The sequence below is a fragment of the Stieleria bergensis genome, assembly GCA_007745635.1.
GTDB classification, from domain to species: Bacteria; Planctomycetota; Planctomycetia; order Pirellulales; family Pirellulaceae; genus Stieleria; species Stieleria bergensis.
This window is the reverse complement of record CP036272.1, coordinates 186,392-199,789: the sequence shown is the minus strand read 5'-3', so window position 1 is coordinate 199,789 and position 13,398 is coordinate 186,392. Positions and strand designations below refer to the sequence as shown.

Sequence of the window (13,398 nt, the reverse complement as noted above, 5' to 3'; positions counted from 1 at the left end):
CAAGCTGGACAAAAACGCTGGACTGAGCTGATAACACCATTGGCGAAAGACCAGCGACCGAACTGATAACGGGTAACGATCCTATGGAGCCCAACGGTGTCGTGCGATCACAGACGCACCCCCGTTCCGCTGTTACCCAACCTTAAGACCCAGAGACCTTCAACATGCCTTGGACAACTCAAAGTGGAACTCGCTCCCTGCTGGGACCGGAAGCGGACCTTGTTCGCGGTGCGATTGGCACCATGGTTGATTCACATGTGGATCAAATTCGCGACGACCGCTACGAGTGGCAGTATGGCGTGCCATGGTTCGACCAATGGGATCCCGGTCAACGACTCTGGCTGCTGGACCATGTGACTCGAGCGTTACTCGGGCACCATATGATTGCCTCGCCAGCGGCAATGTTCGACTCCGCTGTCGATGCTATCTTTTGTGAAATCCTGGATCTGATTCGCATTGAGATTAGCGACGATCAATATGATGATCAGTTCTATGAAATGATCGATGGGGCGGATTACCAAGCCGGTGGCACGTTGTCGCGCCAACAAACTCCCACACGCTCTTGGCGACAAGGGGTCATCAATGCGTTGGCAACACAGCAAGGGAGCCGTCCAAATATCGATGCCAGCGACTGCGATCTCAATCGCTGGATTGAACGCGTGACCTGGATTGCGGACGAAGTCATCGGCATTCGACATTACCAAAAAGCCGAAGCGTTTCGAGATGTCGACTATTCGATCTTGCAACGCTTCCTGCGTGACCGGGCACTGCCGGAGGACTACCTCGAACGCATTCCACCACTGCCCCGCCCCGACGAAGTCCAACACGCTGTCGATCGCATTCAAGGCTATGTGTTTTCAGTCTAAAGCGATTCGTGCGTGCGTGGCCAAGGGTCAAACCGTTGGCCAGCGGACTGCTGGCGCTGCTCCTGTGACAGGATGCGTGTTGCGAAGAAACCGCCGCTAATTCATTCGGCGTTGTAGAACCAAGATTGCGCAGCCGCCCAAGAGCATGCCTCCCGATTCAACGGCCGTCCACCAGAGCGGCATCCCAGCAATCACGTCGATCAAGGTTCGGGCGACACCGAAGGCAATCACGAACACCCCCAAAGGCCGCACCTGAGCGGCCCAGCTTACAGGACCGGGTTGAGAAAACTGGCGGCAGAACCACAGCAATGCCACTCCAACAAACCCGTACATCAGCGACAAATGGCGGGCAAGATAATACACCAGAGGCGTTGGCGGAAACTCACCTAGCCCGAGTTCCTCCGTGGCCTCAACAAACCACTTCGCCGGCATCAGCGCCGCCCCCAAGGCCAACACGGTGAACCAGCCAGTCACACGCAGGAATCGAATCAGCATGGGCTTGGGCACCGGCACAGAGCCCGAATCGACGTCGGAGTCAAAACCAGCCGCGACGGGGGAATCAGGCGATGCTTGGTCCATTTTAACTCCATGTCTCTTGCGCGATACCAACATTGACTTGTCACCGGCGAACACTGCGAAGGCCAGAACAGCTCGCACTGAGCCGATCATTTGCTCCGCCTGACAAGCAATTCACAATCTCAGAACAAGCCCTTCGTCGCTGCCGACCGCAACTGCGGCAGACAAAAACCAACCCTCTGGAAAACCAGACTTCGCAACGGCGTCCGATCCGGTCATAATTGCCACATGAATTCGGCACCCCAACCCGCTGCGAATCGCGACGATTCTTCTAACCGCTCGAGTATACCCTCCGCTCGGAGCGCTAAACTAGCGGACGGCCAGGAAAACACCTCTGGCAACCGCCGCCAAGGGCCAGAACTTCTTGCGCCGGCTGGAAATTGGGACTGTGCAACCGCAGCGATCGAGAACGGCGCTGACGCGATCTACTTTGGCTTGGACTGCGGCTTCAATGCCAGGCATCGTGCGGCCAACTTTCATATCGAGCAACTCGATGAATTGATGCAGTTGCTGCGGCAACGTGGCGTGCGTGGCTACACCACCATGAACACACTGGTCTTTCCCAGTGAGTTGCCTCGATTGGTGCCGCTGATTGAACAGATTGCCACCGCTGGGGTGGATGCGGTTTTGGTGCAAGACTTTGGCGTCGCGAAATTGATTCGCACGATCTGTCCGGAACTTGAAATTCATGCCAGCACGCAGATGAGTCTGACCAGCGCTGAAACCGTTGCCATGGCGATGGAACTTGGGCTGTCCCGCGCCGTCCTGGCTCGGGAACTCTCTGTCAAAGAAATCACGTCCATCGCAGCCAAGACTGAACTGCCTTTGGAAGTGTTCATCCATGGTGCCTTGTGTGTCGCCTACAGTGGCCAGTGCCTGACCAGTGAGTCATTGGGTGGCCGCAGTGCGAATCGCGGTCAATGTGCGCAGGCCTGTCGCCTTCCCTACGAACTGGTTTGCGATGGCCAGGACGTTGACCTTGGCGACGTGCGTTACCTGCTAAGCCCACAGGATCTGGCCGGTTACGACGCCATCGTCGCTCTGATGCAAGCCGGCATCGCTTCACTGAAGATCGAAGGTCGACTCAAGACACCGGAGTACGTCGCCAACTTAACGCGACACTACCGTTGCTTCATCGACCAAGCCGTCCGCGATGGACAGATCACAGTCAGTGAACAGGACAAGGTCGAAATGGAGCTGTCGTTTTCGCGCGGCTTTACTCCCGGCTGGTTAGAAGGCAATGATCACAAGCGACTGGTCCCCGGAAAGCACAGCGCGAAACGCGGCGTGCTGCTGGGGCAGATCGAACAGCTTGGCTCGGAAAGTGTTCTGCTAACTCCCAGTACCGCTCTGGCGCTGGGAGACGGCATTGGAATCGAATCGACGGAAACAGGCGGCAGCGAACAAGCCATGCAAGGTGGACGCATCTATTCGATCGCGGATGCCAATGGCAACAAGTTAAAACAGATTAGCGCCGGAGAACGCGGCTGGATTGGCTTTGGTCGCGGTGAAATTGATTGGGACACCATCATGCCGTCGGCCAGCGTTTTCAAGAACGATGACCCGCAGCTAAACAAGCGACTCAAACGCACCTATCAAGTGGCGGACGCCGTGAGGCGAGTCAACGTCGATTTTCACGTGATCGCCAGCGCTGAACAACCACTGTCGATCACTGCCACCATCGATCAGACCAATCCATTCACCGTCTCCACGCAATCCGACCAGCCACTCCAAGCTGCGCGCAATCGGCCTGTCAGCATCGCCGATCTGAAAGAAAAACTTGGCCGGCTGGGAGCGACTAGCTTTGCGTTGGGCAACGTGACGGCTGAAATCACAGGCAGCCCAATGGTCCCGGCCAGCCTGCTTAATCAGCTGCGCCGGACACTGACTGATCGGCTTAGCAATGCGATCACGCAGCCGCCGGGGCGATCGGTGAACGTTGCTGCTGGCAAACAATTGCTACAACCTCTTGACGAAGCAAACGCCTCTGTCGACTCTGCACCGCAGCTCGCGGCGTTATGCCGGACGCTGCCTCAAGTCCAGGCCGCCGCCAAGGCGGGCGTGGATCTGATCTACACGGACTTCCACGACGTTCGCGAATACGCCCAGGTCAGAGAAGCGATGGGAGATCACCAAACACCCTTTGGCATCGCTTCGATTCGGATTCAAAAGCCCGGTGAGATGGGTTTGCTGCGCGTGCTAAAGCGGCATCAACCAGATTTTGTATTGGCTCGAAACCTGGCCGCGATTGGATTTGCCAACGAGAACGACCTTGGTGTAATCGCTGACTTCTCATTGAATGTAGCGAACCATCGCGCAGCGCAATGGATTCGTTCGTTGGGCGTCCAGCGTGTCACCGCGTCGTACGATTTGAACGGAGATCAACTGGGCGATCTGATTCAATCCGTCCCCAGCGATTGGATGGAGATCGTTCTGCACCAACACATTCCGATGTTCCATATGGAGCACTGTGTATTCTGCTCGGTGCTTTCCCCTGGGACCGACAAGACCAATTGCGGACGGCCCTGTGATCGCCACGAAGTGCATCTACGAGATCGCGTGGGAGCGCAGCATGCCTTGCAAGCCGACGTTGCCTGCCGCAACACCTTGTATAATGCCACTCCACAAAGCGGCGCCGAGAGCGCTGCAGGCCTGATCAGCGATGGCGTTCGTTGGTTCCGAATCGAGTTTTTGGAAGACAGCCCGGAACAAGTTGGCAAGACTGTCGGCCTGTACCGAGACTTGCTGCGTGGCAAAACCTCCGCGTCCAATGTTTGGAAGTCCTTGCATGCTTTAAATCGTGTCGGAGTCACTCGCGGGACGATGGAAACCAAGCGTAACCCGCTGGCCGTGATTTGATCAGGCAAATGGCTGTGAGAAACAGCCCAACCGCATCGCGTCCCCGTTAATGACAACGGCGTGCTGCTGTCCGAATGTACCTTCATCCTCACGATGGACCTGCCTTGATGACGACGACCAACCGCGCTAACGATGCCAGTGGCGGGACGAAGCTGACGATAAACCGTTTGATTTTCGCCGGCGTGCGTTACTACCGACAAACGTCGCTTTCGGTAGCACTGGGTGTGGCGATCGCCACCTCGGTCATCGTGGGTGCCTTGCTCGTCGGCGACTCCATGCGTGGCAGCCTGCGCGACTTAACGGAGCAGCGCCTGGGCAAGATCCACAGCGTGATTGCGCCCGGAGGCTTCTTTTCGGTCAGCAACTCACCCCAGACGCTCGGTACAAACGCCGATGACCTGGCCAATCTGATCCTCTTCCAGCAAGCCGTTGTTGAATCGCGACAAAACTCCGAACTGCGTCGCACAAGCGGTGCACAGGTCATCGCCTGTGACGAAGCGTTCTGGAAACTGGACACCAGCGGCATTGTCCCGCAGAAAATGCCTGACGATCAATCGGTGATCGTCACCCAATCTGTCGCTGACGACTTAGGCATCCAAGTGGGCGACCTGGTCACGGTGAGATTGCCCGTCGATCAAGCGGTGCCAGCCGACAGTCCACTGGGAAAGAAAGAGTCCGAATCGGAAGGCATTCCACGCTTAGAAGTGATTGAAATCCTGCCCGACCAAGGCTTAGCGCGGTTTGCTTTGTCGCCCACCCAGGCCACGCCGATGAATGTGTTCCTCTCGCGTTCATTGGTACAGGAGGTGCTGTCACGACCGGACCAAGCCAATCTGACACTCAGTCGCCAAGCCATCAATCAGAGTGACCTGCAAGTCTCGTTGGCCGACTTGGGGCTCAAGCTCCAGCGGGTTGATCGACGCTTTGATGATCAAACCATTTATCGCTATGACTTAGTGACCAGTGATCGCTTGCTGTTACCTGATGATGCTGTCGAGGCGATCACGAAGGCCTCGCCGCCAGAGAGCATCACCCCGGTGCTGACCTATTTAGCGAACGAAATTGCGCTGGTGAATGATCCGGACCAATCGTTCCCCATCATCACCTACAGTACCGTGGCTTCGGTGGACAACAGCGCGCGACTGCCGCTGGATTACAGCCTGGACAACATCCCCGCCGACGTTGACGTTCCGCCCGATGCCATTCCAATGGTCATCAACTCCTGGGTTGCCGAGCGGATCAATGCTTCGGCAGGAACGCTGCTCAACATCGCCTACTATGAACCCGAAGTGACCAATGGCAAAGAAATCGAGCGATCGTTTCAAGCGATTGTTACCGACGTGGTTCCGATCATTGAACCGAAGCGACCTTACTTTCGCAGACGTGAAGCGGTCTTTGATCAGGCGCCGACGCGGTACAACGACCCAGACCTGACACCCACTGTGCCAGGGGTGACGGACCAGGAATCGATGAGCGACTGGGACACGCCGTTTGAACTCACGCGTCGCGTCCCCACCGAAGATGACAAGTACTGGAAAGACTATCGATTGACCCCGAAAGCCTTCATCCCACTTGCCGAAGGCCGGCGACTCTTTGGAAGTCGCTTTGGCAACACCACCGGCCTGATGATTCAAGCGACCGATAGCGCCGATCAAAAGCCACTCATCGATCGACTCAGTCAAGCGACCGCTGAGATTCTGCCCGCGCTTGGCTGGAAAGTCCAAGACATTCGTCAGGCTCAACTGCAAGCGTCCAAGGGGACGACTCCCTTCGATGGCTTGTTTCTATCTTTAAGCTTCTTCGTCATCTTTGCGGCGATCATGTTGATTGCCATGCTGTTTCGGCTGGGTTTGGTTTCTCGTGTTCGTCAGATGGGAACCTTACTGGCGATCGGCGTGGAGCAAAAAACCGTCACCGCCGTGTTCATGCGTGAAGGGTTAGTCGTTGCCGGACTGGGCGTGGCTTTGGGAACAGCCGGTGGAGTGGCCTACGCCTTTGGTGTTCTGGCAGCCCTGCGGACGTTCTGGGTCGGGGCCGTCACTGTCCCGTTTCTGACCTTTCACTGGTCAGCGACCAGCCTGATCATGGGTGCGTTTGCGGGCTGGTTCATTGGCTGGTTAACGATTCGCTGGTCACTCCGATCATTGCTGCGTCAATCCAGCGTCAGCCTGCTGCGTGGACGCCTCGATGCGACCGCTTCCCACGACCCCCAGCCTCAGCGACGATCATTGTGGCTGGTCGTGGGTTGTTTTTTGGCTGCAATGGGTGCGGCGATCGGCGGTGCAATGTCCGGTGGCCAGACTGCTGCGGGTGGCTTTGTCGGAGCCGGGATGCTGCTGTTAATTGGTCTACTGGCCATGATCTATCGGGGCTTAAGCCGTCAGCGCACGGGCAGACAAGCAGGCAAGTATTCGCTCTGGTCCTTGGCCCGCAGCAACACCACTCGCGCGCCACTCCGCAGCACGCTGACCGTTGGCCTGATCGCCACAGCGAGCTTCCTGATTGTGGCCATTGCTGCGTTCCGGCTCTCGCCCAGCGACCAGGGCACCGGAGGCTTTGATTTGATCGCCAGTTTGTCTCAGCCCATGTATGAAGACTTAAGCGATCCCAAAGTTCGCTCGGGCCTGCTGGGCCCTGCGAAAGACACCATGACCGATACCACCGTGGTCATGTTTCGACAGCGGACCGGTCAAGACGCCAGTTGCAATAACCTTTATCGCGCCAGTGAACCCACCGTCTTTGGCGTTCCCCAGCGATACCAGGACCAACTGACACGCTTCCGTTTCTATGCGGCCGCAAAAACATTGCCAAGCGACGACCAACCGATCCGCAATCCGTGGGAACTTCTATCGACGCCCGCCAGCGGCAGCGCCGAGGACCCGATCCCAGTGATCATCGATCAAAACACGGCCATGTGGAGCCTGCAGATGATTCAAGGCATTGGTGAAGTCAAAGCGTTTACCTACGACAATCAGACCATTCACTTTCAAGTCGTTGGACTGCTGGAAAACTCCTTGTTGCAAGGGCGCTTGTTAATTGGCGAACAGAACTTTGAACAACAGTTCGCCGACATCAACGGCTATCGCTTTGTGATGATTGATGCGGCAACTGAAAAGCTGGCCGCGATCAGCGAGGCCTTGGAATCTCGCCTTGGTGATGTTGGCTTTGACGTGTCTGACGCGGCGGTTGTTCTAAGCAACATGATGGCCGTTCAAAACACCTACCTGCGTACCTTCCAAAGCCTTGGCGGACTGGGGCTGTTATTGGGGACACTTGGATTGGCCATTGCTCAAGTTCGCAATGTGCTTGAACGACGCAATGAACTGGCCGTCATGCGAGCCATTGGGTTTGAGCAACAGCGATTGGCCAAGATGGTCGTCGGCGAGACCGCTGCTCTGTTGCTGCTTGGGATTGGCTGTGGAGTCCTCTGCGCCGTGCTAGCGGTGCTGCCCTTTGCGGCAACCAGCGGCATGCTGCCGCCGGTGTTAGAACCGGTGCTGTTGGTGCTAGGCATTCTTGGCTTTGGTTTGCTCGCGGGCTTATTGGCAGCCATCAAAGTCGTCAGAATCAACATGCTTGATGCGCTGCGAGGAACATGAACAAGCAACCCCTCCATGCCGATGTTGCCATTCCCCCGGATGTGGCTTTCCAACTGGCCGTCGACGAAGCCTTGCTAACCATGGCCGAAGCGGGCCACTGCGGGCCCAGCTTGCGACTCTGGAGCTTGCCGTCCATTGCCGTTGTTTTGGGACGCTCGTCAAAGGTCGCCCGAGAAACCGATCGCGCGTTTTGTCTGCAGCACGGCATTCCCATCACGCGCCGCTGCAGTGGCGGAGCCAGCATTGTTGGCGGGCCAAACTGCTGGATGTACAGCGTCGTGCTCTCGGTGGACGAAATTCCAGAACTGCGAAAAATTGATCGCGCGCATCAGTTCGTCATGTCGCGCCTGCTGGCCTCGGTGCAAGACCAGCTGCCTGCGGCCGACATGCAAGGCATCTGTGACCTGACCCTGAATGATCGCAAGTTCTCTGGCAACGCCTTGCGATTGACGCGTAACCATGTTTTGTATCATGGCACGCTCTTGGTTGACGCAGACTTGCAGCTTGTTCAACAATGCTTGGACTTTGCACCACGCCAACCTGATTACCGGCAGGGCCGCGATCACCAAGCGTTTATCACCAATGCTCCGCTGTCCATCGAGCCTTTGCGGAAATCGATGCAGCAGCAGTTTGCGCTGCCCATTAGCGAAATTGATTTCGGCAGTGTGCCAACGATCTATCACCCAAGCACACAATCGCTTGCACCCGCCGAGTCGGCACAGCTGGTGACCAGCGATGTCTTGGGGCAAGCCGTAAAGCTGGCCGAAACCCGCTACCGAGATCCAAACTGGAGTGCACGGCACTGAAAAACGGAAAGCCGACCGCCACAGCTTGTCTTGCCCGGCGCGACGGAGTGGCTGCAAAACCTGTCGTGTCATGGAGAGAACCGCCAAACTCGGCAAATTTCCCTGCTTTGGCAACAAGAAATTGACCGCAGTCCGTTGCCTCGTGGGTAAACTGAGTTACTCACCCCCCAGGATGCGTTGCCAGATGACGCGATGTGTTACCAGATGACACGATGCGGTGCCCTAGACGCCGTGAACCGTCGGATCTCATCCCTCCGCCTGAACGCCTCGTTTCGCCAATCGTCACGACCGATCCAGCCTCCGTGATCGGTGCCAAAATGCTTCGTGGCAGCCGTTCTCTGCTTGAACCGGCAGGCTGATCCAGCCGATGTGGTTCAACACACCAAAAGAGTGCTCCTAGACAGAGAAACAAAGCGGCAGGGGCGGGGTTTAAACAGATTCGATTCAGCATTTGAGACCGGGCCGCATGTTCGTCAATTCGTTGTCGACACCAGCGTTCCCCCTGGTCACTCATCGCTGCGACCCTTGACTCAAAATCAATCCCTTTTCGAAGAACAACCGAACATGAACAGCCCATCGCGCTTTGAAGTTGACCGAACCGGTCAACGCAATTCGAGTGTCTCGCAGTTCCGTTCCGTGTCTCCGGTGCTCCCGTCGGCAGTCTCCCGCCCTGCATTTCGCTTCAGTGCGATTCGCCGGTCTGGCAGCATGGCTGGCGCAATTGCCGCTGCCTTGGTTGTCATCGGGATCACCGCAGCGGTGATCTATGGCATCTATACAACGCGGAATCAGGGCCTGCAGCCGGGCGAACTGATTGTCGAAACGGTCAGCAAAGGTGCGTTTGACCATATTGTTTTAGAGCAAGGTGAAATCGAAAGTAGCAGCAACATCGATGTTGTCTGCAAAGTGAAATCCAGTAGCGTCGGTGGCAGCATCTCAATCTTGTGGGTGATTGATGAAGGTGCTCGCGTCAAAGAAGGCGACAAACTGGTCGAGCTTGACTCCTCACAGCTAGAACAAACGCTTAACGAAGACAAGATTCGCGTGATCACCGCTGAAGCCAACGTGACAACGGCAAAGGCGGCAGTGGAACAAGCCAAAATCGCTCGCGAAGAATACCTCGAAGGCGTCTACATGACCGAAGAGCGAGCGATCTTGAGTGAAAAGCTGATCGCCGAACAAGAGCTGATCAAATCACAAAAGGCTTTGGAGAGCAGCCAGCGGTTAGCAGCCAAAGGACTGATCAAGTCGTTGCAGTTGGATGCGGATCGATTCGCCCTGGCCAACGCGCGAAATCAACTGGCAGCCGCCGAAGGACGCTTAAAGGTTCTGCAGAATCTGACTCGCCGAAAAATGCTGGTTCAGTTTGACAGCGACATTGAAGCCGCGCAAGCACAACTGGCCGCTTATGAAAGCGAATTAATGGAGCAGAAATCCAAGTATGCTGACACCGAAGAGCAAATCGGAAACTGCATCATGTACGCTCCTTCGGACGGCGTCGTGGTGCATGCGAACCGCTATAGCAGTCGCGGTGGCAACGCAGAATTTGTCGTAGAAGCCGGCGCCAATGTGCGTGAGCGACAGGAACTGATCCGCCTGCCCGATCCCAGCAAGATGCAGGTGACATGCAAGATCAACGAGTCACGGATCACGCTGATCTCTGAAGGCATGGCAGTCAAAATCAACGTGGATGCCATTCCTGGAATGGTTCTCAAAGGACGTGTCTCGAAGGTCAATCGCTACGCCGAACCAAGCAGTTTCTTTAGCTCATCAACCAAAGAGTATGCGGTCACGATCGCCATCATTGATCCACCGGAAACCATTCGCACCGGCATGACCGCCGGAGTGCAGATCTTTATCGATCAACGTGACAACGTCCTGCAAGTGCCCATCACGGGGTTGTATGAACATGGCAAAGACATGTACACGCTGGTCCAGGAAGGCCCTGAGAAGTTCCGCACCGAAAAAGTCACCATCGGCGCAACCAACGACACGATGGCGACCATCGAAGCAGGGCTTGCCGAGGGCGAAACGATCGTCTTGGATTTGCGGGAACACTTGAACATCATGGATCTGCCAGTCATCGAACTCGATGACAATAGCGAGTACCGCAACATCGCAGACAAGGATGCGATCAAACGTTCAGCCATGACCAACGCCAACCCCGACGGCCCAAGTGCTGGAGGTGGTGGACGACCTGGTGGCGGCGGTGGACGACCTGGTGGCGGTGGACGACCTGGCGGTGGCGGACGACCTGGCGGCGGTGGCGGTGGACCTGGTGGCGGCGGCGGTGGACCTCCTAGCCCCGATAAGTTGGTTGGTTACACCATGGATGCCGTCGACTCCAACAAAGACGGAAAACTGTCCAAAGACGAAATCCAGACCCTTCCATCAGAACGTCGTGGTATGGTCGAAAACGCAGACAGCGACAAAGACGGCACCGTCACGCGTCAAGAGTTGCTGCAAGCGATTCAATCCAAAATGGGAGGCTGATGCCAACATGTCGATTTCTGAACCCTCCCAAACCGACTCTCCGTCACCGTTTATCAGTGACGCCGAGCGGCCCAAATTGGCCACGTCGATTCGCGATTTGCAAAAGCACTATGTGCTCAAAAGCGAAGTCGTTCGCGCCTTGCGCGGTGTCTCCTTTGATGTTCCCGAAGGTGACTACGTCGCCATCATGGGCCCCTCGGGAAGCGGCAAAAGCACCTTACTGAACTTGCTGGGCTGCCTAGACAAACCCACATCCGGTTCGCTGCTGCTAGGCAACGATGACATCGCGCTGATGACCGATAACGAGCTTGCTGAGATTCGCTCGCGGCGGATTGGTTTTGTCTTTCAATCGTATAACTTGATCCAGCAATTAACCGTTGTTGAAAATATCCAAGTGCCGCTGTACTACCAAGGTGCAATGGGTTCCAAGCAACACCGGCGAAGTGTTGAACTGGCCCAGCGTGTGGGGCTGGGAGATCGCTTGGACCACCGCCCCTCGCAACTTTCCGGTGGACAACAGCAACGTGTGGCAATTGCTCGTTCGCTGGTCAACGATCCGTACTTTGTCTTGGCTGACGAACCCACTGGTAACTTGGACTCAGTCACAACCGAAGAGATTCTGACGATCTTTGACGAGCTCAACGACGAAGGCCGAACGATCATTTTGGTCACTCACGAAGATGATGTTGCCGAACGGGCCAAACGAGTCGTGCGTCTCAAAGACGGCAAATTGCATCGTGACGATGTCAACTCACCAGCAGTCCGCCAAGCGGCTCGCGAAACCCAACGCGAAACCGTCGCACAGCTCGTAAAAGAGGCCAACCTCTAAGATGTTGCTCTGGATTCGCACCTTCGGATTAGGCGTCAAGAGCCTGGCCTTGCACCCTCTGCGGACGGGGCTGACGATGCTAGGCATCTTGATCGGTGTCTGGGCTGTCATCGTGCTAACAGCGATCAGCCAAGGCGCCAGTGACCAAGTACAAAAGCAAATCGAATCGCTTGGTGCCAACACGATCATCGTCCGCAGCCAAAAGCCACCAGAGGAAAAGCTCGCCGGCATGCGCGCCAGCAAGTATGGCTTACTGCGCAGTGACCTGGATCGCATCCTGTCCTCCGTGCCCACGATCAAGGCCGCCATTCCGATTCGAGAAATCCGACGCCAGTTCACGTTTCGCGATCGAGTCGTTGATGGCCGCTTGGTTGGCTGCACACCAGGCTACACCGACGTCAACGCATTAAAGATACGCGAGCGTGGTGGTCGATTTATCACCGACCCCGATTGTGTTCGCAGCGATACCGTCTGTGTGGTCTCCGCAGGCGTTGCCAGTCTCCTGTTTCCCTATGAAGAACCGCTCGGCAAACGAATCTACGTTCCCGAAAGCAAAGATTACTACCGAATCGTCGGTGTTCTTGAACCTCGCAATCCTTCGGCGGCCATTGGCGGTTCGCTGGATTCACAGGACTTCTCCGCAGACGTCTATGTTCCGATTCAAACCTTACAGAAACGGATCGGCGACACCATTGTCACTCGCCGTAGCGGACAGTTCCAAGTTGAAATCATGGAACTGAATCAAATCACGCTACAGGTTGGCAGCGTCAAAGAAGTGCGTAGCAGCGCCAAATTGATTGAAAATCTCCTTAACGACGCTCACCAAGAGATGGGTGATGTCGCTGTGGTTGTTCCGCTTGAACTGCTTGAACAAGCTCGCAACTTGCGGATGATGTTTTTGGGAATTGGAATCCTGATCGCCTGTATCTCATTGATCGTCGGCGGGATTGGCATCATGAACATCATGTTGGCCAGTGTGACCGAGCGAACGCGTGAAATTGGTGTCCGCCGCGCCCTCGGTGCCAAACGAAGCGACATCATTCGCCAGTTCTTGGTGGAAACCATCGTGCTGAGTGCCGCTGGCGCCGCTGCCGGGATTCTGCTGGGCTTCCTGGGGCCTTGGATGTATCAGGCGCTAATCTATGTGGTGCAGGAAGTGTTCCCCGACAAGTTCGCTGCCCTGCCGGAGGTCATTCGTGAAGCAAAACCGACAATCGTGTACGAAACGATTCCGCTGGCCGTCGTGATTGCCATGCTCGTCGGTCTAGCCAGTGGCCTGTACCCAGCGATTCGGGCGGCTCGGATGAATCCAATTGACGCCCTGCGTCATGAATAAGGGTCTTCCTGGTGACGGTTTGTGTTCGCGTTGC

The 13,398-nt window shown here is 56.2% G+C and carries 8 protein-coding genes; 7 read left to right on the top strand and 1 reads right to left on the bottom strand.

Annotation, left to right across the window (positions count from 1 at the left end):
- The first annotated feature begins 164 nt into the window (after positions 1 to 164).
- Entirely contained in the window at positions 165 to 866 is a 702-nt protein-coding gene (locus SV7mr_RS00615; protein WP_145268273.1) for a hypothetical protein, read from the top strand.
- Between the two features lie 96 nt (positions 867 to 962).
- On the opposite strand, the gene SV7mr_RS00610 is transcribed toward SV7mr_RS00615, so the two are convergent.
- Positions 963 to 1,445, bottom strand: coding sequence for a hypothetical protein (locus SV7mr_RS00610; RefSeq protein ID WP_145268271.1), 483 nt, complete (start codon positions 1,443 to 1,445; stop codon positions 963 to 965).
- Positions 1,446 to 1,670: 225 nt separating this feature from the next.
- Between SV7mr_RS00610 and SV7mr_RS00605 the strand changes: the two genes are divergently transcribed.
- The 6 genes from SV7mr_RS00605 (at position 1,671) to SV7mr_RS00580 (ending at position 13,364) form a co-directional block, all read left to right on the top strand.
- Positions 1,671 to 4,301, top strand: coding sequence for a U32 family peptidase (locus SV7mr_RS00605; protein ID WP_145268269.1), 2,631 nt, complete (start codon positions 1,671 to 1,673; stop codon positions 4,299 to 4,301).
- Between the two features lie 107 nt (positions 4,302 to 4,408).
- Complete coding sequence (locus tag SV7mr_RS00600; protein ID WP_145268267.1) at positions 4,409 to 7,900, top strand: ABC transporter permease; 3,492 nt, start codon at positions 4,409 to 4,411, stop codon at positions 7,898 to 7,900.
- Entirely contained in the window at positions 7,897 to 8,706 is an 810-nt protein-coding gene (locus SV7mr_RS00595; protein ID WP_145268265.1) for a lipoate--protein ligase family protein, read from the top strand. Before SV7mr_RS00600 ends, SV7mr_RS00595 begins: the two co-directional genes overlap by 4 nt.
- 564 nt (positions 8,707 to 9,270) lie before the next feature.
- Positions 9,271 to 11,199, top strand: coding sequence for an efflux RND transporter periplasmic adaptor subunit (locus SV7mr_RS00590; protein WP_419187927.1), 1,929 nt, complete (start codon positions 9,271 to 9,273; stop codon positions 11,197 to 11,199).
- A 7-nt stretch (positions 11,200 to 11,206) separates the two neighbouring features.
- Positions 11,207 to 12,028, top strand: coding sequence for an ABC transporter ATP-binding protein (locus SV7mr_RS00585; RefSeq protein ID WP_145268263.1), 822 nt, complete (start codon positions 11,207 to 11,209; stop codon positions 12,026 to 12,028).
- 4 nt (positions 12,029 to 12,032) lie between these two features.
- Complete coding sequence (locus SV7mr_RS00580; RefSeq protein ID WP_145277845.1) at positions 12,033 to 13,364, top strand: ABC transporter permease; 1,332 nt, start codon at positions 12,033 to 12,035, stop codon at positions 13,362 to 13,364.
- The last annotated feature ends 34 nt before the right edge of the window (positions 13,365 to 13,398 follow it).

Coding starts and splice junctions, on each gene's coding strand:
- SV7mr_RS00615 (WP_145268273.1), top strand. CDS start 165: ATGCCTTGGACAACTCAAAGTGGAACTCGCTCCCTGCTGGGACCGGAA.
- SV7mr_RS00610 (WP_145268271.1), bottom strand. CDS start 1,445: ATGGACCAAGCATCGCCTGATTCCCCCGTCGCGGCTGGTTTTGACTCC.
- SV7mr_RS00605 (WP_145268269.1), top strand. CDS start 1,671: ATGAATTCGGCACCCCAACCCGCTGCGAATCGCGACGATTCTTCTAAC.
- SV7mr_RS00600 (WP_145268267.1), top strand. CDS start 4,409: ATGACGACGACCAACCGCGCTAACGATGCCAGTGGCGGGACGAAGCTG.
- SV7mr_RS00595 (WP_145268265.1), top strand. CDS start 7,897: ATGAACAAGCAACCCCTCCATGCCGATGTTGCCATTCCCCCGGATGTG.
- SV7mr_RS00590 (WP_419187927.1), top strand. CDS start 9,271: ATGAACAGCCCATCGCGCTTTGAAGTTGACCGAACCGGTCAACGCAAT.
- SV7mr_RS00585 (WP_145268263.1), top strand. CDS start 11,207: ATGTCGATTTCTGAACCCTCCCAAACCGACTCTCCGTCACCGTTTATC.